Origin of the sequence: Nocardioides sp. 616, assembly GCF_002930065.1 — a bacterium.
Taxonomy (GTDB): domain Bacteria; phylum Actinomycetota; class Actinomycetes; order Propionibacteriales; family Nocardioidaceae; genus Nocardioides; species Nocardioides houyundeii.
This window is the reverse complement of record NZ_POAG01000019.1, coordinates 135,823-158,281: the sequence shown is the minus strand read 5'-3', so window position 1 is coordinate 158,281 and position 22,459 is coordinate 135,823. Positions and strand designations below refer to the sequence as shown.

Sequence of the window (22,459 nt, the reverse complement as noted above, 5' to 3'; positions counted from 1 at the left end):
CCGGACCCTGGGCTAGGTTCTGGCGGGTGAGGCACACACGGGGGCGGGTCGTCGAGGTGGATACCGTCGCCGAGCTCGAGTGGCGCCTCGCCGCTGGCGCCCGCTCGCTCTCGGGCTGGCGGCTCCGTGGACTCGACCTCACGCCGTACGGCGCGGCCCTGTCGGCGTGCGACGTGGCCGGGGCTCTGTTCCTGGGATGCGTCCTGTCCGCCAGCACCGAGCAGTCGCTGCGTGCGCGGGGCGCGATCGTCTTCCCTGCGGTGCCCGGGTCACCGGTCGACTCCTACCGTTCACACCTGTACTCGGCCCGCGAGCTCTACGACACTCCCGACTACCAGGACTCGCTGGACGCGCGCGCCTACGCCTGGTCCCGCGGCGCGGACCCCGACCTGGCGCAGGCGCTGCACGACCACGCCATCGACGCCGCGCTCGCCGACTGGGTCCAGGGTCGGCGCCTGGTCGGCGTGATGGGCGGCCATGCGGTCCTGCGCGGAGAGCCCGAGTACGCCGCGGCCGCCCGCCTGGGGCACGCGCTCGGTGGCTCGTACGTGGTGGCGACCGGGGGCGGCCCGGGCGCCATGGAGGCCGCCAACCTCGGCGGCTACCTGGCCGGGCAGCCCTCGGAGACCCTCGACGAGGCCGTCGCCGTGCTGTCGGCCACCCCCTCGTTCCGCCCCGACACCGACGCCTGGGTGAGGGCGGCCTTCGAGGTGCTCGAACGCCACCCGGCCGGCGCCGACACCCTGGGGATCCCGACGTGGCACTACGGGCACGAGCCGCCGAACGCGTTCGGCACGGCGATCGCCAAGTACTTCCGCAACGCGACCCGGGAGGCGATCCTGCTGGAGATCTGCTCGGCCGGCATCGTGTTCCTCCCCGGCGCCGCAGGCACGGTGCAGGAGGTGTTCCAGGACGGCTGCGAGAACTACTACGCCGATGAGTCCTCGACCGCGCCAATGGTCCTGGTGGGTCGACGCCACTGGACGCAGACCGTGCCGGCCTGGCCCCTGCTGCAGGCGCTGGCGCGCGGGCGGGCGATGGAGCCGCACGTGCACCTGGTGGAGGACGTGGAAGAGGCCGCTGCTCTGGTCCTCAGCCACCGGTGAGCCGCGGTCGGCAGCTCACTCGGAGGCGGCCAGCTGCCCGCAGGCGCCGTCGATCTCCCGCCCCCGGGTGTCGCGGACCGTGGTCGGGATGCCCTTGGCCTCCAGCCGACGCACGAACTCCCGCTCGTCGCGGGGGTCCGAGGCGGTCCACTTGGAGCCGGGCGTCGGGTTGAGGGGAATCAGGTTGACGTGCACCCAGCCCCAGTCCCCGTAGGAGTTCAGCACGTCGCCGAGCAGGTCGGCACGATCACCCTGGTCGTTGATGCCGCGCATCATGGCGTACTCGATGGAGACCCGCCGCTTGGTGGTGCGGGCGTAGTTCCAGGCCGCCTCCACGGTCTGCGCGACCGAGAAGCGGGTGTTGATCGGCACCAGCTCGTTGCGCAGCTCGTCGTCCGGCGCGTGCAGCGACAGGGCCAGGGTGACGGGGATGCCTTCCTGGGCGAGCTGGTTGATCCGCGGCACCAAGCCCACCGTCGACACGGTGATGCCCCGCGCGCTCATGCCCAGGCCGGCCGGCGACGGGTCTGTCAGCCGTCGCACCGCGCCGATCACGGCCTTGTAGTTGGCCAGCGGCTCCCCCATGCCCATGAAGACCACGTTGGAGACCCGGCCGACTCCACCGGGGACCTCGTCGCGGGCCAGGCTGCGGGCCGCGGCGACCACCTGCTCCACGATCTCGGCGGTGGACATGTTGCGCTGCAGCCCACCCTGACCGGTCGCGCAGAAGGGACACGCCATGCCGCACCCGGCCTGGCTGGACACGCACACCGTGGCCCGGTCCGGGTAGCGCATCAGCACCGACTCCACCAGCGCACCGTCGAACAGCTTCCACAGCGTCTTGCGGGTCGTGCCCTTGTCCGCCTCCTGGGTGCGCAGCGCGGTCATCAGCGGCGGGAGCAGCGCGGCCACCAGCTCGTCGCGCTGCAGCGCCGGCAGGTCCGTCATCAGGGCCGGGTCGTCAACCAGCCTGGCGAAGTAGTGGGTGGAGAGCTGCTTGGCCCGGAAGCCCGGGAGGCCCAGCGAGGTGAGCAGCTCCCTGCGGCCGTCCTCGTCGAGGTCGGCCAGGTGGCGCGGCGGCTTCTTGCGCCCGCGCGGCTCGTCGAAGACGAGGGGCAGGAGACGGGGGGACTCGGTCTGGTCATCAGGCATGGCTGGTCAATCATCCCACCCCACCCCCACGAGCGCCGAGTCGCGGGCTCACCTCAGGCGTCTTGGCGGACCATGAAGTAGAGCACCAGCGAGGCCACGCCGAGCACCACCAGTGCGGTGAGGACCATGCCGATGGCCATGAAGATCCCGAAGCGCCGGGTCTTGCGGCGCGCCAGCATGGCGATCGGCACGACCAGCCCGATGGCGATGAGCGGGAAGAGCCTCTCGGCGTCCTCGTAGGGGAGCATCAGCCGCAGCACGCTGACGAAGCCGCCCGGGACGGCTGTCACGAAGAGCATGCCGGCGAAGAACCCGGTGAGCGCGGCGAAGGTCGGGTGGCTGCGGTGCCACCAGTCCAGGGGACGGCCAGCCGCCTCGGCCTCCGGGCGGGTCGCGGACTCCGGTGAACTCATGCGGTCATCGTAGAGGGCAGCGGCGCCGGTCGCGGCGCGACGTTCCGGTGCCCGGCACCGGCTGCTGCCCGAGGGGAGGCTAGAAGACGAGGTAGTGCAGCAGCAGCCAGGTCGGCGCGATGGTGGCGAGCAGCGAGTCCAGCCGGTCCATCAGCCCGCCGTGCCCGGGGATAACGTGCGACATGTCCTTGATCCCGAGATCGCGCTTGATCACCGACTCGACGAGGTCACCGAGGGTGGCCATCACCACGGTGATCAGGCCCAGCAGCACTCCGACCCAGGCGTCGCCGTCCAGCAGCACGGTCACCAGGAACCACCCGGCGGCGACACAGGCCACTGCCGATCCTGCGAAGCCCTCCCAGGACTTCTTGGGCGAGATCACCGGCGCCATCCGGTGCTTGCCGAACAGCACCCCCGCGACGTAGCCGCCGGTGTCCGAGGCAACGGTGACGAGGATGAAGACCACGATCCCCTTCACACCCTCGTCCCACCGGTCGAAGTCGCCGGTCCCGCCCTCGGAGAGCATCAGTCCCACGAACGAGGCCAGGAACGGCAGGTAGACCAGCACGAAGACCGAGGCCGTCGCGGTCCGGACGTACCCCTCGACCCCGCGCCGCAACAGCCACAGCATGATGGCCAGCGCCGTGACCGCCGTGGCCGTGACGAGCGCGGCCGCTCCCCCGAAGTAGGCCACCACGACCATCACGACTCCGCCGAGCATCAGTGGCTGCTCGGGGAGGTCGATGTCCTTGGCCAGGAAACCGCGGCGCAGCTCCCACACCCCCACCAGCACCGCGACCGCCACGACGACGACGAAGGCGGTCTTCCAGAAGTACAGCGTCCCGGCGACCATGCCGAGCAGCACGACGGCCGAGGCGATCGCTGCCGGGAGGTTGCGACCGGCGCGCCCGTGGTCCTTCTGGGGCACGTCGGAGGTGGGTGAGGGGATCGTCATCGAAGTGGGTGGCTCAGACCTCGAGCAGCTCGGCTTCCTTCTTCTTCAGCATCTCGTCGATCTGGTCGGTGTGGGTCTTGGTCATCGCGTCCAGTCGCTTCTCCGCGCCCGAGACGTCGTCCTTGCCGACCTCGCCGTCCTTCTCCAGCTTCTCGAGCTGCTGCTTGGCGGTACGACGCACGTTGCGCACCGAGACCCGGCCGTCCTCCGCCTTGCCCTTGGCGAGCTTGATGTACTCCTTGCGGCGCTCCTCGGTCAGCTCGGGGAACGCGCAGCGCAGCACCCGACCGTCGTTGGAGGGGTTGACCCCCAGGTCCGAGTCCCGGACCGCACGCTCGATGGCGTCCATGGCGCTGATGTCGAAGGGCGCGATGAGGATCACCCTGGCGTCCTGCGAGGTGAAGGTGGCCAGCGACTGCAGCGGCGTCGGGGACCCGTAGTAGTCCACCACGATCTTGCTGAACATGCTGGGGTTGGCGCGGCCGGCACGGATGGTCGAGAAGTCCTCTCGGGTGGACTCCACCGACTTGCCCATCTTGCCCTCGGTCTCGCGGAGGATGTCGTTGATCACGGTGCCTACTCTCGGGATGCGTCGTCGTGGTGCGGGAGGTGGAACGAAGGGCTCAGCCCTCGATGCTCACCAGCGTGCCAATCTTCTCACCCTGCACGATGCGCAGGATGGCACCCTCGTCCTCCATGCCGAACACGACAAGGGGCATGTTGTTCTCCATGCAGAGGGCGAAGGCTGTCGCGTCGGCCACCTTGAGGCCCAGGCGCAGTGCGTCGGCGAACGAGAGCCGGTCGAGCTTGGTGGCTGAGGGGTCGAGCCTGGGGTCGGCGGTGTAGACCCCGTCCACACCCTGCTTGGCCATCAGCACGACGTCGCAGCGGGTCTCCAGCGCTCGCTGGGCGGCGACCGTGTCGGTGGAGAAGAACGGCATGCCCGCCCCGGCGCCGAAGATGACGACGCGCCCCTTCTCCAGGTGCCGGATGGCGCGCCGCGGAATGTAGGGCTCGGCCACCTGACCCATGGTGATGGCGGTCTGCACCCGGGTCTCGATGCCCTCCTTCTCCAGGAAGTCCTGGAGGGCCAGGCAGTTCATCACGGTGCCGAGCATGCCCATGTAGTCCGCCCGGGCGCGGTCCATGCCGCGCTGCTGCATCTCGGCGCCGCGGAAGAAGTTGCCACCACCGACCACGATCGAGACACCGACACCGGCGCGGACCACGGCGGCTATCTCGCGCGCGACCTTGGCGACGACATCGGGGTCGACGCCCACCCGCCCGCCGCCGAACACCTCGCCGGAGAGCTTGATCAGGACACGGGAGTACAGGGTCACGCCAGATCCTTTCGCGTCGCCGGGTTGCGGCGAGGATGCGAGAAGACCGGCCCGATGGTCATGTGCTGATCCACCGAACCGGCCTCCTCGTCGTCTAGTTGGGTCGAACCCTACTCAGGTCAGGCGCCGACCTCGAAGCGGGCGAAGCGCGTCAGCGTCACGCCGGCCTCGTCGAGGACGGTCTTGACCGACTTCTTGTTCTCGGTCACCGACGGCTGCTCGAGCAGGACGACGTCCTTGAAGAAGCCGTTCAGACGACCCTCGGTGATCTTGGCGATCGCCTGCTCGGGCTTGCCCTCCTCACGCGAGGTCGCCTCGGCGATCTCGCGCTCCTTGGCGACGATGTCCGCGGGGACCTCGTCGCGGGTGAGGTACTGCGGGCGCATGGCCGCGACCTGCATCGCGGCACCGCGAGCAGCATCCGCGTTGTCGCCGGTGTACTCGATCAGGACACCCACGGCAGGGGGCAGGTCGGCGGCACGCTTGTGCATGTACGACACGACGTCCCCGTCGAAGTAGGCGACCCGGCCGAGCTCGATCTTCTCGCCGATGGTGATCGCCAGGTTCTCCACGACCTCCCCGACCGTCTTGTCGCCCAGCGACACGGCCTTGAGCGTCTCGAGGTCGCCAGCCTTGGCGGCGTCAGCCGCCTCGACGATCTGGTTGGCGACCGCGATGAAGTCCTCGTTCTTGGCGACGAAGTCGGTCTCGGACTTGAGCTCGATGAGCGCACCACCGTGGTGGGCGACGAGGCCGGCGCTGGTCTCGCGCTCGGCGGCCCGGCTCGCGGCCTTCGCCGCGCCCTTGACGCGAAGCAGCTCGATCGCCTTGTCGAAGTCGCCGTCGGTCTCGGTGAGCGCCTTCTTGCAGTCCATCATGCCGGCGCTGGTCAGCTCACGGAGCTTCTTGACGTCGGCTGCGGAGAAGTTAGCCATGTTCTACTTCCTTGAGTTCTGGGGGTAGTCGGAGGACTGACGCGGACGTCAGTTCTTCTCGGCGGCGTCCTCGGCAGGCGCCTCGGCAGCGGGGGCCTCAGCAGGGGCCTCAGCGGGAGCCTCAGCAGCAGGGGCCTCCTGGGCAGCCTCGGCGACAGCGTCGGCGGCAGGCGCCTCGGCGGCGGCACCGGTCGACTCGGAAGCCGGAGCGTCGGTCGCGGAGTCGCCACCGGTCGCCTCGACGGCGGCCTTCTCGGCGTCACCGGAGAGCAGCTCGCGCTCCCACTCGGCGAGGGGCTCGCTGGCCGCGGCGCCGGACTCGGCACCGGTCTTGGCGCCGGAGCGGGCGATCAGGCCCTCGGCGACGGCGTCGGCGACCACCCGAGTCAGCAGACCGACCGCGCGGATCGCGTCGTCGTTGCCCGGGATCGGGAAGTCGACGACGTCGGGGTCGCAGTTGGAGTCCAGGATGCCCACGATCGGGATGCGCAGCTTGCGCGCCTCCTCGACGGCGAGGTGCTCCTTGTTGGTGTCGACGATCCACACCGCGGAGGGGGTCCGGGTCATCTCGCGGATACCGCCCAGCGACTTGTTGAGCTTGTCGCGCTCGCGGCGCATCTGCAGCAGCTCCTTCTTGGTGCGGCTGCTGCCGGCCACGTCGTCGAAGTCGATCTCGTCGAGCTCCTTGAGGCGGTTGATCCGCTGGTGCACGGTCTGGAAGTTGGTGAGCATGCCACCGAGCCAGCGCTGGTTGACGTAGGGCATGCCGACGCGGGTGGCCTGCTCGGCGATGGCCTCCTGCGCCTGCTTCTTGGTGCCTACGAACATCACGGTGCCGCCCTTGGAGACGACCTCCTTGATGAAGGCGTAGGAACGGTCGATGTAGGCCAGCGACTGCTGCAGGTCGATGATGTAGATGCCGTTGCGCTCGGTCATGATGAAGCGCTTCATCTTGGGGTTCCAACGACGGGTCTGGTGCCCGAAGTGGACGCCGCTCTCGAGAAGCTGGCGCATGGTGACGACTGCCATGTGGATCTCCATGTTCAGTGCGAAGCTTCTGGACTCCGGCTCCGAGGAGCGGGAAGCCTGGTGGCTCCTGCATGTTTGCGGTTTGCTGCCGGCGGCGGGTGCCGCAGGCCCTGACGCTCACGCGCGATCCCATCCACTTCCCTTGCGGGAGCTGGAACCGAGGATCGTCGCCCACGGGTGGTCGGAGTCTTGGAAAACGACTCCGGCGTGGTCTGCAAGCGTGCGAAGTCAGCTCGGGTGAGCTGCTCCAAACAGAGTAGGCCACCTCGCCACGCCCGGGGAAATCGCAGCGTCCGGGCCGCCGCACGTGCACACCGGCGGGTTCTGCGTCCATCCCCAGGGCTGTTCCACAGCCCCGGCCAACGCCGCTCGCCCGGTGCCGCGTCCTGCTCGAGGCTGGCTCGATGGTGCGAATCCGTCTCGTCATCCTCGTGGCTGCGATCCTGATGGCCGTGACCCCGCAACCCGGTGCCGGCGGGGCGCGGGCCGCTCCGCCCGCCGCCGCGGATCCGGTGGGCACGTGGCCCCTCGCTCCGGAGCCTGCGCTGGTCAGGGCGTTCGACCCGCCGGAGCTGGTCTACGGCTCGGGACACCGGGGAGTCGACCTGCTGGGCAGCCCGGCCCAAGCGGTCAGGGCAGCGCTGCCCGGGCGGGTGAGCTTCGCCGGCTCGATCGGCGGCAAGCGGGTCGTGGTGGTGGATCACGGCGACACGAGGACCACCTACGAGCCCGTGGCCGCCTCGGTGCGCCCCGGCGACGTGGTGCGGGCAGGTGAGCGCGTGGGCTGGCTGGTCGTGCCGTTCTCGCACTGCTACCCCGCAGCGTGCCTGCACTGGGGCTGGCGGCGGGGCAAGGTCTACCTCGACCCGCTCCGGCTGGTCGGCGAGGACGTCCCGGTCAGGCTGCTGCCGCTGTGGCGCCGGTGAGGTACGCCGGGCCGCTCACGCGCGCGGATGAGCCTGTCGATAGGCCCGACGCAGCCGATCCGTGGAGACGTGGGTGTAGAGCTGGGTGGTCGACAGCGAGGCATGGCCCAGGAGCTCCTGCACGGACCGGAGGTCCGCGCCACCCTCAAGGAGGTGGGTCGCCGCGGTGTGCCGCAGACCGTGCGGCCCCATGTCGGGAGCCCCGGGCACCTCGGCCAGGCGCCGGTGCACCATCTCGCGCACGATGCGCGCGTCCACCCGCCCGCCGCGGGCACCCAGGAACAGCGCGGGACCGGAGCCCGGCACCACCAGACGAGGTCGACCCTGGTGCCGCCACGAGGCCAGCGCGGCCGCCGCCGGTCGACCGAAGGGCACGGTGCGCTCCTTGCGCCCCTTGCCGAAGACCCGCAGCACCTGCCGGTCGTCGTCGACGTCGTCCAGGTCCAGGCCGGCGAGCTCGCCCACCCGGATCCCGGTGGCGTAGAGGATCTCCAGGATCGCCACGTCCCGCAGCGCCACCGGTCCGCCGTCCTCCATCCGCGCCGCGGCTGCGGCGATGAGGTCTGACGCCTCGTCGGCACGCAGGACCGGGGGCAACGTCCTGGCCAGCTTCGGAGAGAGCAGCGAGGCCCCCGCGTCCTGGACGGTCCGGTCGGTGCGGGCCAGCCACCTGGTGAACACCCGCACCGCGCTGGCACGTCGCGCCAGCGTGGTGCGAGACCGTCCGAGACTCTGTTGCTTGGCCAGCCAGCTGCGCAGCGCTCGCAGGTCCAGGCCGCTGACGTCCTGGTGGCCGAGCCGGTGAGCGTGCTCCAGCATGCCGGCCACGTCCTTGAGGTAGGCACGGACCGTGTTGGGCGTCAGGTCGCGCTCGGCGACGAGGTGCCGCTCGTAGTCGGCCAGGACCCGGGCCAGCGGCTCCGGGAGCAGCTCGGGCGCCGTGGCAGCCCCGTCCTCCTCGGCGGTCATGAGCCGATCGTAGACAGCCCTGGCGCCGGACGCCCCGGTTCAGCGTGCCGTGTCTCCCAGCCGCCAGCCCCGGGAGTCATGGACCACCAGTCCCTGGCTCGCCAGGGTCACCAGCGTCGAGTGCACCTCCCGCAGCCCGATGCCGGCGGAGCGGGCGATGCTGTCCACGGCTGCTCCCCGGGTGACGGGCACCGCGTCCAGCACCTGCTGGGCCCGCAACCCCAGACCATCGCGGACCCGGACCGGCCCCCGGGGCTCCTCGCGCAGGTGGTCCCCGGGACGTCCCAGGATCTCCAGCACGTCCTCACCCCCGGTCACCAGCGTCGCCTCGCCGCTCCGCAGCTTCTCGTGCACCCCCTGGGACTGGGCGCTGGTCACCGGGCCGGGGACCCCCATGAGCGGCCGGTTCAGCCTCGTCGTCCAGGCCGCGGTGCTCAACGCGCCGCTGCGGACCGCCGCCTCGACCACCACCGTGCCCCGGGCCAGGGCGGCCACGAGGCGGTTGCGTGCCAGGAACCGCACGCGCAGGGGCGCACAGCCGAGCGCAGCCTCGGAGACCACGAGGCCGACGTCGGCGATGTGGTCGATCAGCCGGCGATGGGCCGCGGGATAGTGCCGGTCCACCCCGCAGGCCAGCACGGCGACTGTGCTCCCCTGAATGGCGAGAGCTCCCCGGTGGGCGGCCTGGTCGATGCCGAACGCGGCCCCGGACACGACGCTGAGTCCCGCCCGGGCCGCCATCGCCGCGATCTCCCCCGCCGTGGAGTCCCCGTAGGTCGTGGAGGACCGGCACCCCACGACCGCCACGCCCGAAGCCACGGTGTCGAGCCGGGCGTGCCCGCGCAGCCACAGCCCGACCGGCACCCCACCCCGGTTGGCAACCGCGCCCGCGTGCGCGAGCTCGTCCAGCCCCGCCGGCCACTCCGGGTCTCCAGGCACCACGAACCGGACACCGAGCCTGTCGGCGTGCTCCAGGTCCGCGGCCGGGTCCAGGGCCTCCAGCCGCGCCGCCACGTCGGTGCGGAGCCCGTGGAGGTCACGTTCGGCCTGCAGGTGGTCGCGCACGGTGACAGCGCCGATCTCGCTGACCAGGCCCGTCAGCCGTGGGTCCCCCGGCTCGGCGAGCCGGCTCAGCGCCGCCCTGGCCAGGCGTTCCTCCTCGGTGACGCTCATCCGACCCGCCCCAGGTCGCTGGAGCGCAGCGGCTCGCCGGTACGGAGCCGCAGCGCGGTCTCCACCTCGCGCTCCCCCGGCTCGTCCACCGCCGCGAGGTCCGCCACCGACCACGCGAGGCGGTGGACCCGGATGGCGCCCCGCCGGCTCAGCCGGCCGGCGTACACCTCGTCGTCGACCCGGCGCTGCTCCGGGTCCGGGAGCGGCCACCGCTCACGCAGCAGGTGACCCGGAGCCTGGGCGTTGAGCCGCCACCCGAGTCCCGCGTACCGCTGGCGTTGACGCAGGCGTGCGCGCGTCACCCGCCCCCGGATCTCGGGCGAGCCCTCACGCGGTGCGAAGGGGTCGCGCTCGTGGGGCTGAGCCGGGAGCACGTGGCGCACGATGTCGATCCGGTCGGAGATGGGCCCCGAGACCTTCCGACGGTACTCGCGGCGCGCCACCTCCGGACACTCGCACCTGTCGAGACCGGCGGAGGGATGGAACTCCCCACAGGGGCAGGGGTTGGCGGCCAGCACCACCATGCCCCCGGCGGGGAAGGTGGCTGCATCGTCCCCGCGCACCACGCGGACCTCCCCACTCTCCAAGGGCTGCCGCAGCGCCTCGATGACGTCGGATCGGAACAGTGGGAACTCGTCGAGGAAGAGCACACCGCAGTGCGCCCGGCTCAGCTCGCCGGGACGGACACGTCCGGTGCCGCCGCCGAGGATGCTGGCCTTCGAGGCGTCGTGGTGCGGGGCGCTGAAGGGCGGGCGCACCAGGACGCCGGTGGCGGACTCGATGGGACCGGACAGCGACCACACGGCCGTCAGCTCCAGGGCCTCCTCGCGGGTGAGGTCGGGCAGGATCGTCGGGATCCGCTCCGCCAAGCTCGTCTTGCCCGACCCCTTGGGGCCGGAGAGCAGCACATGGTGGCCGCCTGCCGCCGCGACCTCGACGGCGTACTTGGCATCGCTGAGGCCCACCAGGTCGAGCATGTCGACCTCCTCGCGCCGGTCCTGGCCGCGCCACGACAGCGTGCTGGCCGCCTTGAGCTCGGTCACTGGCTCGGCCGCGGGCACGATCTCCCCGCAGAGCTGAGCCACGACCTGGGCCAGCGACCGCACGCCGTACACCTCGATGCCCGGCACCAGCGCCGCCTCGGCCGCCTGCGGCTCGGGCACGAAGACCCGGCCGAACCCTCGCGCCGCCGCGGCCATCACCATCGGCAGCACGCCGGGCACCGGGCGCAGGCCGCCGTCCAGCGCCAGCTCGCCGAGGAAGACGGTGTCGCGCAGCGCCTCGCGCGGCACCCCGGCGTCGGCTGCCTTGATGCCCATGGCGATCGCCAAGTCGAAGTGGGTGCCCCGTTTGGGCAGGTCCGCGGGAGAGAGCAGGATCGTCACCCGCCGGGTGGAGGGCCAGCGCGGTGCCGCATGGGTGATCGCCATGCGGACCCGGTCCCGGGCCTCCATCAGCGAGGCGTCGGGACGCCCCACGATGGTCGCCCCCACCACCCCGGGCGAGATGTCGACCTGCACCTCGATCAGATGCCCGGTCGAGCCCTGCAGCGCGATGGTGTGCGCGGTGGCCAGCATCAGCCGATGCCCCTGACGTGGTCCAGGACCGAAGGCCCGCGGCGCGGCCGGAGGATGGCTACCAGGTCGATGCGGACGTCCTGCGGGTGCGCCTGGTGCGCCACCAGCCAGGTGGCCGCCAGTGCCCGCAACCGACGCAGCTTGACCGGGGTGATCGCCTCGTGGGGACTGCCGAATCGGTCGTCGGTGCGGGTCTTGACCTCGCACACGACCAGGGTCTGCGCGTCGCGCAGCACCAGGTCGATCTCACCGGCCGCACAGCGCCAGTTGCGGTCCAGCACCACCATGCCGGCCCGGACCAGATGTCGCGCCGCGAGCTCTTCGCCGTACGCCCCCAGCGCCTGCTTGTGCGCTGCCGTCGTCACTGCCACGTCTCCATGGCCCACAGCCTGCCGACAGCCGCTCCGACGCGGTACACGGCGGACCGGACCCTGTGGAGAGAGCCAGGTCGCCCGGCGCCTGTGGGTGCGCCGCGGCCCACCCACGGCCCGGCGACCGGCGGCGCAGCGACCTGCTACTCCTTGGGCGGGTCGATGTCCTGCTGGCTGAGCTCCTCGACGTTGACGTCCTTGAACGTCAGCACCTTCACGTTCTTGGCGAAGCGTGCGGGCCGGTACATGTCCCACACCCAGGCATCGCTCATCGAGACCTCGAAGAAGACGTCGCCGTTCTCGGTCCGCGCCTTCACGTCGACCTGGTTGCACAGGTAGAAGCGACGGTCGGTCTCCACCACGTACTTGAAGATCGAGACGACGTCGCGGTACTCCCGGTAGAGGGTGAGCTCCATCTCGGTCTCGTACTTCTCGAGATCCTCGGCGCTCATCGTCACTCCCTCATGGCTGGCTACGTCTCGACACTAGTCTCCCCGTCGTGCTCGGCGGAGGTTTCGCCGGGACTCCTCGCGGGCGGTTCGAGCCCGGCGGCACGGCGGACGTTGACGAACCGCATCCGGTGCACCGGGCACGGCCCGTGCTCGGCCAGCGCTGCGGCATGGACATCGGTGATGTAGCCCTTGTGCGTCTTGAAGTCGTACGCCGGCCACTGGATGTCGAGCTGTCGCATCAGCCGGTCGCGGGTCACCTTGGCCAGCACCGAGGCGGCGGAGATGCACGCCGCCACCCGGTCCCCCTTCCACATGGCCAGCCCCGGCACGTGCAAGCCGTCGACCGGGAAGCCGTCGGTGAGCACGTACGCCGGACGGACGTCGAGGAGGGCCACCGCCCGGCGCAGCGCCTCGACGTTGGCGACGTGCATCCCGAGGCGGTCGCACTCCTGGTTCTCGATGACCACCACAGACCAGGACACGGCCCGGCGCAGCACCTGCTCGTAGCAGGCCTCTCGCGCCCTCTCGGTCAGCAGCTTGGAGTCCGCGAGGCCCGGGACGATGCCCGCGCGACCGGCGGGCAGGATGCAGGCGGCCGCCACCAGGGGACCGGCGCACGCCCCGCGACCAGCTTCGTCCACGCCCGCGACGGGGTCGATCCCGGCCCGGCGCAGGGCGCGCTCGTAGCCGTAGAGGCCGGCGTCGCGACGCACGGTGACTCCGCTGGGCAGTCCGGGCACGGGCGATCCCTCAGCCGGCGTCGGGCACGTTCGCGAAGGAGTCGGGACGGGTGACCCAGCGGAAGTGGCTCCAGGGCCAGATCAGGACGAAGACCTTGCCCACCACCAGGTCGACCGGGACGAACTCCCGTCCCGGGACGCAGTCGGTCTCGTTCTTGCGGCACATCTTCTCCGACGAGTCCGCGGATCGGCCGCGGTTGTCCCCCATCACGAAGATGTGTCCCTCGGGCACCGGTCCGGCCTCCCAGTCGCAGCTGGGCAGCATCGGCCCGTTGCACTGGGTCAGCGGGTCGTCCTTGACGTAATCGTCCTCGTCCAGGGGCTCGCCGTTGACGGCGAGACGACCCTGGTCGTCGCAGCAGGTGATGACGTCGCCCGCGACCCCGATCACCCTCTTGACCAGGTGACCACCGGACGGGTACAGCCCGATCTTGGTCATCCCCTTGACGACGAGGTTGTCCGCCTCCTCGACGAGGCTGCCACGCAGCCACGACCCGGGGTCCTTGAAGACCACCACGTCCCCGCGCTCCGGGCTGTCTCCGCCCCAGTAGGAGACCTTCTGGACCAGGATGCGGTCCCGGTTGACCAGACCCGGCTCCATCGACTCCGAGGGGATGTAGAAGGCCTGGACGAGGAACGACTTCACGATGATCGCCAGGACCAGGGCGACCCCCAGGAGCAGGAACGTCTCCTGCCACAGCGGCAGGTGCTTGCGCTGTCCCCGACCCCGCGACGACGAAGACCGCGACCCGTCCGCACTGGGGGTGGCGGAGGCTAGGTCGCGGTCTTCAGAAGTCACGAGCAGAGACTAAACGAGTGCTGGTCGGCGGGGCCGCTCAGGCCTCGCGGCGCTCCTTGATCTTCGCCTTCTTGCCGCGCAGGTTGCGCAGGTAGTAGAGCTTGGCGCGACGCACGTCACCGCGGGTGACGACCTCGATCTTCTCGAAGATCGGGGAGTTCAGCGGGAAGGTGCGCTCGACCCCGACGCTGAAGGAGACCTTGCGGACGGTGAAGGTGCGGCCCACGCCGGAGCCCTGCACCTTGATCACCACGCCCTGGAAGACCTGCACACGGGAGCGGCTGCCCTCGATGACCTTCACGTGGACCTTGATGGTGTCGCCGGCGCGGAAGTCCGGGACGTCGTCGCGCTTCTGGGCGTTGCCGAGCTCGGCAATGACATTGGTCATGATGCTCCTCGCGAGTGCCACAGGTCAGCCGCGGTGTGTGTGATCGATTGGGTGTGCAGGCCAGTGCGCCGCCCGGTCGGGCGACGGGTGGTCGGCGGTGTCGGGCTCCCCCTGTGGCAGGGGCCCGGCACAGGTCCCCCGCGTGAACTACCGGGGCCACCCTTCGACCGACTGGCCAGCTGCCAAGTCTGCCACAGGACGATCAGGGCCGGGAAATCCGCTTGGTGAGCACCACCGGACCCGACCGGCCGGCGCCGACCTCGGCGACGGCGAAGCCGGCCCTGCGGTAGCGGCGCAGGTTGTCCAGGCTCGACCTGCCCGTCAGGAGGCGGGCCGAGAGCGCCTCGGCGGGAGCGACCGCCTCGGCGTGCTCCAGCAGCAGGCGCCCCAGCCCCCGGCCGCGCAGGTCGGGAGCGACCATCAGGCGCCCGATCTCCCACTCGGTCCCGGTGAGTCGCCCGCGCACCGAGCCGACCAGCCGCCCCGCCGAGCGGACGACGTAGGTGTCCCAGGAGGCCAGCGAGGCGTGCACGTCGCCGAGCCCCTCGTGCAGGGGCGGGATGCCCAGGTCGTCGTTGGCGATCGCCTCGCTCACCCAGCAGGCGAGCTGCAGGGTGAGGAGCTCGGGCGCGTCGCTGGGCCGGGCCGCCACGATCTCCCAGCCGTCGACCACCGTGCTGGCGTGCAGCAGGTCCGGCCGCCGGCGGGCGGTACGCCGCACCGCCTCGCTGCGCCGCCACTCAGCGATCGCGGCGTGGTTGCCCGACAGCAGCACCGCGGGCACCTCCAGACCGCGCCACGACTGGGGCTTGGTGTAGACCGGGTACTCCAGCAGCCCGTCCTCGTGGGACTCCTCCACCAGCGACTCGGGATTGCCCATGAACCCCGGCAACAGCCGCACCACGGCCTCGGTGATGGCCAGCGCGGCGACCTCTCCCCCGTTCAGCACGTAGTCGCCCAAGGAGATCTCGCGGACCTCGCCGAGCGTGGCGGCGTGGTCGAGGACCCGCTGGTCGATGCCCTCGTAGCGCCCGCAGGCGAACACGAGGTGCTCCGAGGTGGCCAGCTCCCGAGCCAGCCCCTGGGTGAACGGGGTGCCGCTGGGAGTGGTGAAGACGAAGGTGGGCCTGCCGTCGGCGGCCACGTGCTCGAGCGCCTCGCCCCAAGGCTCCGGCTTCATCACCATCCCGGCGCCGCCGCCGTAGGGGGTGTCGTCGACGGTGTGGTGCCGGTCGTGGGTCCAGGCACGCAGGTCGTGGACCTCGATCTGCAGCAGCCCCGACTGCCGGGCCTTGCCGGCCAGGCTCAGCTCCAGGGGACTGAGGTAGTCGGGGAAGATCGAGAAGATGTCGATGCGCACCGATCAGGCCTCGTCGGGGAAGGGGCTGACCAGACCGGGTCGGTCCGCGACCACCAGCCGACCACCCGGGACGTCGACCTCCGGCACCAGCTCCTTCACGAACGGCACCAGGGCCTCGCGTCCGTCCGGGGTCAGCACGGTGACCAGGTCCTGCGCCGCCCCGTGGACCAGCCCCTTGACCGTGCCGAGAAGACGCCCTTCCAGGTCGTACGCCGAGAGGCCCGCGAGCTGGTGGTCGTAGAACTCCTCGGGGTCCTCGGGGACGGCGTCGATCGGGAGCTCGGCGTGCAGCACGGTGCCGCGCACGGCCTCGGCGGCGTTGCGGTCACCCGCCTCCTCGAAGCTCACCAGCAGCACCTGCTGGTGCCACCTCGTGGACCGGACCGTCAGGGTCTTCAGCTGCGACGACGCCCCCTTGGGGGGCACGGCCCGGAGCACCGCCCCGGGGGCGAACCTGCGCTCCGGCTCGTCGGTCCGGACGTCGATCGTCACCTCACCCCGAACGCCATGCGGCTTGCCGATCCGTCCCACCACGACCTCAATGCTGTTCACGACCCAACAATAGTGGCCAGCACGCAGCACGGGCGCCACCCCGGTGGGGTGACGCCCGTGCTGGTGGAGCAGGTGCGGATCAGCGACGCTGGTCGACGTCCACGAAGTCGACCTGGGGCCGGTCCTTGCCCGCGAGGGCATAGACGACCGTGCGGAAGGCCGTCGCCGTCCTGCCCTGGCGACCGATGACCTTGCCCAGGTCGTCCGGGTGAACCCGGACCTCCAGGACGGCACCTCGCCGCAGGCGCATGTCCTTCACGGACACGTCGTCCGGGTGGTCGACGATGCCGCGGACGAGGTGCTCGAGAGCGTCGGCCAGCACGAGGCTCAGGCCTTCTCGGACGAGGCCTCAGCGGCCTCCGCAGCAACCTCGGGCGTCTCGGCGGACGGCGTCTCGGCGGGGGTCTCGGCCGCGGGGGCCTCCTCCGCCTTCTTCTCGTCCTTCTTGGCCTTCTTGGTCACCGCAGCGCCCTTGGGCTCGCTGGCAGCGTCCTTGAGCGCCTCGTTGAAGATCTCGAGCTTGTCGCGCTTGGGCTCCTTGACCTTCAGGGTGCCCTCGGTGCCCGGCAGGCCCTTGAACTTCTGCCAGTCGCCGGTCACCTTCAGGAGCACCTCGACAGCCTCGCTCGGCTGCGCGCCGACCCCGAGCCAGTACTGCGCCCGGTCGGAGGTCACCTCGATCAACGAGGGCTCCTCCTTGGGGTGGTACTTGCCGATCTCCTCGATGACGCGGCCGTCGCGCTTCTTGCGCGAGTCCACGACGACGATGCGGTACTGCGGCACCCGGATCTTGCCCAGGCGCTTCAAACGGATCTTGACGGCCACGTTTGTGGTGTCTCCTTGCAAGTTGTGGTGGATGAACGACCCCCAACCAGGTGGGGACCGGGATCAGGTCGTTCGAGGGGCTCTGCGAGCCCGGATGAGAGGGTCCGGGCACACAGGACACGTCGAGCAAGTCTGCCAGATGCCCCACCGGAGTCACCAATCGGGCCTCGCCCACTGGGCCACGGTGCACCAGGCAGGCGGGCCCTTCAGCACAGCCAGGCTCGCCGTCGGGCGGGACCGGACCGCTGATCCGCCGAGCATTCATGCAGCGAACGTGGGCCCCGCCCGGCCGCTCACTTGGCGCTAGGGTCTTGGGGTGAGCCAGGGACCCCGCTTTGCCAGACGACGGCGCGAGCTGGGGCTCTTCCTCCGCTTCGGACTGGTGGGAGCCTCGGGGGTGGCCGTCAACCTGGTGGCGCTGGTCGTGGCCAAGAGACTCGGTCCGCACCCGGAGCTCCCGGTGTGGGGGTTGCCGCTCAGCGACTTCAATGTGCGCTGGTACCACCTGTTCTCCACCTTCGCGTTCCTGGTGGCGAACCTGTGGAACTTCCAGCTCAACCGCAGCTGGACGTTCCGGACGACCAAGCACGCCAAGTGGTGGGCGGAGTACTGGCCCTTTCTCGCCGTCGGGCTGCTCGGGCAGCTGCTGGGCCTGGTCCTGCTGACGCTGCTGATGCACCCGGGGTCGGTGATCTCGCTGCCCACCGGTCTGCTCGACGACTCCTCCGGTCTCCGGACGCGGCTGTACTGGGGCCAGTTGGCGGTCATCGTCGTGGTGACACCACTGTCCTTCGTGCTCAACCGCCTGTGGACCTTCGCGGCCGTACGGGCGAACCACCCGGCGGTGCTGCCGGTCCCGGTCGGGGCCGGCGGGGAGGACCCGGATCGGCAACCTCACCAGGATGAGCGCGTGCAGGACCCCCAGGGGCTGCGCTGACCTCAGAGCTGGTCGAGCAGCCAGGACGGACTCATCGCCCTGGCCCCGAGCCCCTCGACGCGAGCCCGCAGGAACTGGTCGGCGGTCACCACCGTCACCACGTGACCGGCCGCAGCAGCGGCCTGCACCTGCGCGACCACCTCGGAGTCACCGTCGCGGGGCGCGTGCACGGTGCGCACGTGGACGTCGCGCCCGGGACGCACCCCCGCCTTCGCACCGCCCTCCAGGACCAGCACCAGCTGGTCGTGCGGGAGGTCGGCGACCAGCAGCTCCTCGTGCAGCCGCCGAGCCGCGCCGGCTCGGTCCTTCCACCACCCGTCAGGGCGCGACCCCACCACGTTGGCGCCGTCCACGACCAGCACGGTGCCCATCACGTCGTCCGGGGCGCGAGCGCTCGCCGTAGGCACACCCGGTCCCGCACCCGGTGGCTCACTTGAGGAACTTGGAGAAGTCCTTGGGCAGGTCGAGCGCCGCCGCAGCCTGCTCGTAGTCGAAGCCCTCGGCCGCCGCCCCGGGGGCCAGCGCAGCCTTGCCGGCCTTCGCGGCGGCCGCCTTCTGCTGGGCGGCCTTGGCGGGGTTCCCCGAGCCGCGCTTGGCCTTGCCCTTCTTGGGAGCGGTCTTGCCCTTCTTGCCCCCGCCCATGCCCGGCATGCCGGGCATGCCGGGCATGCCGGGCATGCCGCCGCGCGCCATCTGCTGCATCATCTTGCGCGCCTCGAAGAACCGGTCGACCAGCTGGTTGACGTCGGCCACCGTGGTGCCGGAGCCCTTGGAGATCCGGGCTCGACGGGAGCCGTCGATGATCTTGGGGTTGGCCCGCTCCGCAGGGGTCATCGAGGAGATGATGGCCTGGATCCGGTCCAGCTCCCGCTCGTCGAAGTTCTCCAGCTGCTCGCGGTACTGCCCCATCCCGGGCAGCATCCCCATGATCTTGGTCATCGAGCCGAGCTTGCGGAGCTGCTGCATCTGCTGCATGAAGTCGTCGAGGGTGAAGTCACCCTTGCCACCGAGGAGCTTCTCCGCGGCCTTCGCCGACGTCTCGGCGTCGAACGCCTTCTCCGCCTGCTCGATCAGGGTGAGCATGTCGCCCATGTCGAGGATGCGCGAAGCCATGCGGTCGGGGTGGAACAGGTCGAAGTCGGTCATTTTCTCGCCGGCGGAGGCGAACATGACCGGCTTCCCGGTGATGGCGGCGATGGACAGCGCGGCACCGCCTCGGGCGTCACCGTCGAGCTTGGTGAGCACCACCCCGTCGTAGCCGACGCCGGACAGGAACGCCTGGGCCGTGGTGACCGCGTCCTGGCCGATCATGGCGTCGACGACGAACAGCACCTCGTCGGGGTTGACGGCGTCCCGGATGTCGGCCGCCTGCCTCATCAGCTCGGCGTCCACGCCGAGCCGTCCGGCGGTGTCGATGATGACCACGTCGTGCAGCGTGCGCTTGGCCTCGGCCACGGAGGCCCGGGCCACCGCCACCGGGTCGCCCACACCGTTGCCGGGCTCCGGCGCGAAGACCGGCACCCCGACCCGCTCGCCGTTGACCTGAAGCTGCTTGACGGCGTTGGGGCGCTGCAGGTCGGCGGCCACCAGCAGCGGCGTCTTGTCCTGGTCCTTGAGCCACAGTGCCAGCTTGGCCGCCAGGGTGGTCTTGCCGGCGCCCTGAAGCCCGGCCAGCATGATCACGGTGGGTCCGGTCTTGGCATAGCGGAGGCGACGGGTCTCGCCGCCGAGGATGTTGACCAGCTCCTCGTTGACGATCTTGACGATCTGCTGCGCCGGGTTCAGCGCGCCGCTGACCTCCTCACCGCGAGCACGCTCCTTCACGGCACCGACGAACTCCTTGACCACGGGCAGCGCGACGTCGGCCTCCAGGAGCGCGATGCGGATCTCGCGCGCGGTCGCGTCGATGTCGGCCTCGGAGAGCCTCCCCTTGCCGCGGAGGTTCTTGAAGGTGTCGGCGAGGCGGTCGGAGAGTGTGGCGAACAAGAGCGTTCCCTCGGGTGGTGAGCGGTGACTGGGCGCCGGTCGCGGCTGGCCCACAACTGTCGGACGAGGCACCAGCCTAGCCCGATCCCCCACCCGACCCGGCCAGGGCGACCTCCGGGCGACCCCTGCACCCCGCACAGCAGGTCAGCCACCCAGGGCCCGCCACCCGGGATGCACCTCGAGGTGGGCTCACCCGGTCCTTGTCGAGCGGGTCAGCGCCGCTCGCACCGCGTGGGCCGCCGAGGCGGCACGGTCGTCGGCCAGGCCCTGGGCGCCGATCTCCTGGAGGTAGAACACGTCGACCGCCTGCGGGCCGAGGGTGTCCACGTGCGCCGACCGGACGGTCATGCCGAGCCCAGCGACGGCGGCGAGCACGTGGTAGAGCAGACCGGGCCGGTCCGCTGCCCGCACCTCCAGGACGGTGGCCTCCCGCGACGCCTCCGGGCGCACCGCGACCGCCGGGTCCAGTCCGTCGGGGTCCGGGCGACGCAGCCGCTCGGTCGTCCGGGGCCGGTCCGCCACGATCGCCTCGAACCGCTGGCGCAGCACGGCCGCGTCGAGCGCGGGGTCGGCGACCTCCCACTCCGAGACGCCGAGATCCCCCTGGGACCAGGCGCGTGCTCCTCTGACCGACGTACGGTGCAGGGCCAGCATGGCCGCCACGTCGGCCAGCAGGCCGACGCGATCGGGGGCCAGCACGGTCACCCGGGACCCGTCGTCGCGCCCGTCGACGTAGATCTCCACCAGCGTCCGACCGGCCGCGAGGGCCGCTGAAACGGGCACCTCCGGGGTGCTGGACGGCGCCGGGAGCCCATCGGTCCCGGACTCCAGGGCGCGACGCGCCCTCGCCACCAGGGACCCCACCAGGCCCGCTCGCCAGGTGGACCACGCCTTCTCCGAGGCCGCCAGGGCGTCGGCCTCGGTGAGCGCGGCGAGCAGGTCGAGCGCCAGCGCCGTCGTGACCCGGCCGGTCACCTGGCCCACGGTGGCCGGGTCGTCGACGTCGCGCGTCGTGGCGACCTCCGGCAGCAGCAGGTGCCAGCGCACCAGGGTCCCGATGAGCTCCACGTCGGGCTCGGAGAACCCCATCCGGGCAGCGACGCCGCGGGCGATCGGCTCGCCGGCGACGCTGTGCTCCACCAGACCGCCCTTGCCGATGTCGTGCAGCAGGGCCGCGACCATGAGCAGGTCAGGACGCGAGACCCGACGGATCAGTGCGGAGGCTTCCACGCACGTCTCCACCACGTGCCGGTCGACGGTGAAGCGGTGGACGGTGGAGGCGTGGGGCAGCAGGTGGATCCGCTCCCACTCGGGCAGGATGCCGGCCAGTCCCCCGGTCTCCTCGAGGGTCTCCCAGACCGCCAGCAGTCCCTGACCCGAGGCGAGCAGGCGCACCATCAGGTGCCGGGCCTCCTCTGGCCAGGGCTCCGGCAGCGGTGGGCACTCCCTCAGCAGGCGTGCCACCGTGGCAGGTGCGAGCACCAGGTCACGCTCGGCTGCCTCGCAGGCCGCCCGGAGCAGGAGCAACGGGTCGCGCGCGGGGTCCACCCGGCCGTCCAGCACCACCTCTCCCAGCGATGCGGCCACGCCGGGCGCCAAGGGGTCGAGCCTTGGACGACGAGGGCCGGTCACCTGGGGCCGGGCGAGCACCGCGTCCACCCGCCGCCACGTCAGCCGCGAGAGGTGGGCGACCCGGCGCCCCATCAGGCGCACCGTCCGCTGCGCCGTCTCGGCGTCGGGCAGCCCGGCCGCTGCGGCCAGGTCAGGCCACACGTCCGGCCCGATCCGGTCTCCCGGGCGGTGGCTCAGCCCGTGCAACAGGTCACGCACGTCCAGCAGCGCCTGGCGCTCGTGCTCGAGCTCGGCATGGGGCACGTCGACCAGCCAGGTGGCGACGAGCGCCTTGAGCACGCAGGTGTCGCGCAGCCCGCCGGCCGCCTCCTTGAGATCGGGTACCGAGACGTGGGCCAGCTCCCCGACGCTCTCGTGCCGGCGCCGCACCAACCCGGCCAGCTCGGGCAGCCGGCGGCGGGCGGAGCGCCGCCACGCCGCCAGGGTGGCGCCCCGCAGCCTCAGGGTCAGGCTCGGGTCCCCGGCCAGGTGCCGTACGTCGAGCAGCCCCAGCGCCACCCTGAGGTCGGCCTCGGCGGCCTCGGTCATCTGGGAGAACGAGCGGACCGAGTGGTCGATCTTCCAGGTGCTGTCCCACAGGGGGTACCAGAGGTCAACGGCGAGCGCTCCCGGGTCCACGCCGTCCTCGTGGACCAGCACCACGTCGAGGTCGGAGTGCGGGGCGAGCTCGGACCTGCCGTAGCCCCCGACCGCCACCAGGGCCGCACCGGTGGTGGGCCCTCCCGCCTGGAGGTACGCCGCCGCGCACAGCGCGTCGGCCTCGCTGGTGCGGGCGGCTCTCTCGGCGGCAGTCATGACAGGACTCTCCTAGGTCGGGCGGGTTTGGGTGAGGGCGACCAGGC

At 71.3% G+C, this 22,459-nt stretch carries 25 protein-coding genes; 3 read left to right on the top strand and 22 right to left on the bottom strand.

Annotated features, from left to right (window positions below; translation table 11 throughout):
* Positions 1-26: 26 nt before the first annotated feature.
* Positions 27-1,106 (top strand): Rossmann fold nucleotide-binding protein, encoded by a 1,080-nt coding sequence (locus C5H89_RS11995; RefSeq protein WP_104107247.1) that lies wholly within the window; start codon positions 27-29, stop codon positions 1,104-1,106.
* Positions 1,107-1,121: 15 nt separating this feature from the next.
* On the opposite strand, the gene rlmN is transcribed toward C5H89_RS11995, so the two are convergent.
* From rlmN to rpsB, 7 genes are all read right to left on the bottom strand, one after another.
* A complete protein-coding gene (rlmN, locus tag C5H89_RS11990; protein ID WP_104107246.1) occupies positions 1,122-2,258 on the bottom strand; it encodes a 23S rRNA (adenine(2503)-C(2))-methyltransferase RlmN in 1,137 nt (378 codons plus the stop codon).
* A 53-nt stretch (positions 2,259-2,311) separates the two neighbouring features.
* Positions 2,312-2,671 (bottom strand): hypothetical protein, encoded by a 360-nt coding sequence (locus tag C5H89_RS11985; protein ID WP_104107245.1) that lies wholly within the window; start codon positions 2,669-2,671, stop codon positions 2,312-2,314.
* Between the two features lie 79 nt (positions 2,672-2,750).
* Entirely contained in the window at positions 2,751-3,626 is an 876-nt protein-coding gene (locus tag C5H89_RS11980; protein ID WP_104107244.1) for a phosphatidate cytidylyltransferase, read from the bottom strand.
* Positions 3,627-3,639: 13 nt separating this feature from the next.
* On the bottom strand, positions 3,640-4,194 hold the full coding sequence (frr, locus tag C5H89_RS11975; RefSeq protein WP_199286902.1) for a ribosome recycling factor: 555 nt from the start codon (positions 4,192-4,194) through the stop codon (positions 3,640-3,642).
* Between the two features lie 55 nt (positions 4,195-4,249).
* Entirely contained in the window at positions 4,250-4,966 is a 717-nt protein-coding gene (gene pyrH, locus C5H89_RS11970) for a UMP kinase (protein WP_104107243.1), read from the bottom strand.
* Between the two features lie 119 nt (positions 4,967-5,085).
* Positions 5,086-5,901, bottom strand: coding sequence for a translation elongation factor Ts (gene tsf / locus C5H89_RS11965; RefSeq protein ID WP_101524059.1), 816 nt, complete (start codon positions 5,899-5,901; stop codon positions 5,086-5,088).
* Between the two features lie 48 nt (positions 5,902-5,949).
* Positions 5,950-6,930 carry a 30S ribosomal protein S2 gene (gene rpsB, locus C5H89_RS11960; RefSeq protein ID WP_104107515.1) on the bottom strand — a complete coding sequence of 327 codons (981 nt, stop codon included), beginning with the start codon at positions 6,928-6,930 and terminating at the stop codon, positions 5,950-5,952.
* A gap of 404 nt (positions 6,931-7,334) precedes the next feature.
* Between rpsB and C5H89_RS11955 the strand changes: the two genes are divergently transcribed.
* A complete protein-coding gene (locus C5H89_RS11955) occupies positions 7,335-7,856 on the top strand; it encodes a M23 family metallopeptidase (RefSeq protein ID WP_104107242.1) in 522 nt (173 codons plus the stop codon).
* A 15-nt stretch (positions 7,857-7,871) separates the two neighbouring features.
* Here the strand turns inward: C5H89_RS11955 and C5H89_RS11950 are convergent, their stop codons facing one another.
* The 12 genes from C5H89_RS11950 to rpsP all read right to left on the bottom strand — a co-directional run bounded on the left by C5H89_RS11950 (position 7,872) and on the right by rpsP (position 17,062).
* On the bottom strand, positions 7,872-8,825 hold the full coding sequence (locus C5H89_RS11950) for a tyrosine recombinase XerC (RefSeq protein WP_104107241.1): 954 nt from the start codon (positions 8,823-8,825) through the stop codon (positions 7,872-7,874).
* A gap of 39 nt (positions 8,826-8,864) precedes the next feature.
* The gene (gene dprA, locus C5H89_RS11945; protein WP_104107240.1) at positions 8,865-9,998 is read right to left on the bottom strand and encodes a DNA-processing protein DprA; all 1,134 of its coding nucleotides are present in this window, start codon (positions 9,996-9,998) and stop codon (positions 8,865-8,867) included.
* Positions 9,995-11,575: a YifB family Mg chelatase-like AAA ATPase gene (locus tag C5H89_RS11940; RefSeq protein ID WP_240181827.1), complete on the bottom strand. Its 1,581-nt coding sequence runs from the start codon at positions 11,573-11,575 to the stop codon at positions 9,995-9,997. Before C5H89_RS11940 ends, dprA begins: the two co-directional genes overlap by 4 nt.
* A complete protein-coding gene (locus C5H89_RS11935) occupies positions 11,575-11,946 on the bottom strand; it encodes a YraN family protein (protein ID WP_104107513.1) in 372 nt (123 codons plus the stop codon). The genes C5H89_RS11940 and C5H89_RS11935 overlap by 1 nt, the downstream gene beginning before the upstream one ends.
* A 143-nt stretch (positions 11,947-12,089) precedes the next feature.
* Positions 12,090-12,398, bottom strand: a complete 309-nt coding sequence (locus tag C5H89_RS11930; protein WP_101526090.1) for a DUF2469 domain-containing protein — start codon at positions 12,396-12,398, stop codon at positions 12,090-12,092.
* Positions 12,399-12,418: 20 nt separating this feature from the next.
* Positions 12,419-13,138 (bottom strand): ribonuclease HII, encoded by a 720-nt coding sequence (locus C5H89_RS11925; RefSeq protein ID WP_104107239.1) that lies wholly within the window; start codon positions 13,136-13,138, stop codon positions 12,419-12,421.
* Between the two features lie 10 nt (positions 13,139-13,148).
* Positions 13,149-13,937 carry a signal peptidase I gene (lepB, locus tag C5H89_RS11920; RefSeq protein ID WP_104107238.1) on the bottom strand — a complete coding sequence of 263 codons (789 nt, stop codon included), beginning with the start codon at positions 13,935-13,937 and terminating at the stop codon, positions 13,149-13,151.
* A 37-nt stretch (positions 13,938-13,974) separates the two neighbouring features.
* Positions 13,975-14,325, bottom strand: coding sequence for a 50S ribosomal protein L19 (gene rplS / locus C5H89_RS11915; protein ID WP_101524051.1), 351 nt, complete (start codon positions 14,323-14,325; stop codon positions 13,975-13,977).
* A 202-nt stretch (positions 14,326-14,527) separates the two neighbouring features.
* Positions 14,528-15,685 (bottom strand): tRNA (guanosine(37)-N1)-methyltransferase TrmD, encoded by a 1,158-nt coding sequence (gene trmD / locus C5H89_RS11910; protein WP_104107237.1) that lies wholly within the window; start codon positions 15,683-15,685, stop codon positions 14,528-14,530.
* Positions 15,686-15,688: 3 nt separating this feature from the next.
* Entirely contained in the window at positions 15,689-16,237 is a 549-nt protein-coding gene (gene rimM / locus C5H89_RS11905; protein ID WP_240181826.1) for a ribosome maturation factor RimM, read from the bottom strand.
* Positions 16,238-16,316: 79 nt separating this feature from the next.
* Positions 16,317-16,559, bottom strand: coding sequence for an RNA-binding protein (locus C5H89_RS11900; protein WP_104107235.1), 243 nt, complete (start codon positions 16,557-16,559; stop codon positions 16,317-16,319).
* A gap of 5 nt (positions 16,560-16,564) precedes the next feature.
* A complete protein-coding gene (rpsP, locus tag C5H89_RS11895; RefSeq protein ID WP_104107234.1) occupies positions 16,565-17,062 on the bottom strand; it encodes a 30S ribosomal protein S16 in 498 nt (165 codons plus the stop codon).
* Between the two features lie 316 nt (positions 17,063-17,378).
* On the opposite strand from rpsP, the gene C5H89_RS11890 reads away from it, so the two are divergent.
* Entirely contained in the window at positions 17,379-17,999 is a 621-nt protein-coding gene (locus C5H89_RS11890) for a GtrA family protein (RefSeq protein ID WP_104107233.1), read from the top strand.
* Between the two features lie 2 nt (positions 18,000-18,001).
* Here the strand turns inward: C5H89_RS11890 and C5H89_RS11885 are convergent, their stop codons facing one another.
* From C5H89_RS11885 to C5H89_RS11875, 3 genes are all read right to left on the bottom strand, one after another.
* Positions 18,002-18,406 (bottom strand): hypothetical protein, encoded by a 405-nt coding sequence (locus C5H89_RS11885; protein WP_345840642.1) that lies wholly within the window; start codon positions 18,404-18,406, stop codon positions 18,002-18,004.
* A 22-nt stretch (positions 18,407-18,428) separates the two neighbouring features.
* Positions 18,429-19,985 carry a signal recognition particle protein gene (gene ffh / locus C5H89_RS11880; protein ID WP_104107231.1) on the bottom strand — a complete coding sequence of 519 codons (1,557 nt, stop codon included), beginning with the start codon at positions 19,983-19,985 and terminating at the stop codon, positions 18,429-18,431.
* A gap of 189 nt (positions 19,986-20,174) precedes the next feature.
* Positions 20,175-22,412, bottom strand: a complete 2,238-nt coding sequence (locus C5H89_RS11875; RefSeq protein WP_104107230.1) for a [protein-PII] uridylyltransferase — start codon at positions 22,410-22,412, stop codon at positions 20,175-20,177.
* Positions 22,413-22,459 lie beyond the last annotated feature (47 nt).

What these genes read in the sequence shown, in the direction of transcription:
- rlmN (WP_104107246.1), bottom strand. Translation starts at nt 2,258, where the DNA reads ATGCCTGATGACCAGACCGAGTCCCCCCGTCTCCTGCCCCTCGTCTTC.
- C5H89_RS11985 (WP_104107245.1), bottom strand. Translation starts at nt 2,671, where the DNA reads ATGAGTTCACCGGAGTCCGCGACCCGCCCGGAGGCCGAGGCGGCTGGC.
- C5H89_RS11980 (WP_104107244.1), bottom strand. Translation starts at nt 3,626, where the DNA reads ATGACGATCCCCTCACCCACCTCCGACGTGCCCCAGAAGGACCACGGG.
- tsf (WP_101524059.1), bottom strand. Translation starts at nt 5,901, where the DNA reads ATGGCTAACTTCTCCGCAGCCGACGTCAAGAAGCTCCGTGAGCTGACC.
- rpsB (WP_104107515.1), bottom strand. Translation starts at nt 6,930, where the DNA reads ATGGCAGTCGTCACCATGCGCCAGCTTCTCGAGAGCGGCGTCCACTTC.
- C5H89_RS11955 (WP_104107242.1), top strand. Translation starts at nt 7,335, where the DNA reads ATGGTGCGAATCCGTCTCGTCATCCTCGTGGCTGCGATCCTGATGGCC.
- C5H89_RS11950 (WP_104107241.1), bottom strand. Translation starts at nt 8,825, where the DNA reads ATGACCGCCGAGGAGGACGGGGCTGCCACGGCGCCCGAGCTGCTCCCG.
- dprA (WP_104107240.1), bottom strand. Translation starts at nt 9,998, where the DNA reads ATGAGCGTCACCGAGGAGGAACGCCTGGCCAGGGCGGCGCTGAGCCGG.
- C5H89_RS11940 (WP_240181827.1), bottom strand. Translation starts at nt 11,575, where the DNA reads ATGCTGGCCACCGCGCACACCATCGCGCTGCAGGGCTCGACCGGGCAT.
- C5H89_RS11930 (WP_101526090.1), bottom strand. Translation starts at nt 12,398, where the DNA reads ATGAGCGCCGAGGATCTCGAGAAGTACGAGACCGAGATGGAGCTCACC.
- rplS (WP_101524051.1), bottom strand. Translation starts at nt 14,325, where the DNA reads ATGACCAATGTCATTGCCGAGCTCGGCAACGCCCAGAAGCGCGACGAC.
- C5H89_RS11875 (WP_104107230.1), bottom strand. Translation starts at nt 22,412, where the DNA reads ATGACTGCCGCCGAGAGAGCCGCCCGCACCAGCGAGGCCGACGCGCTG.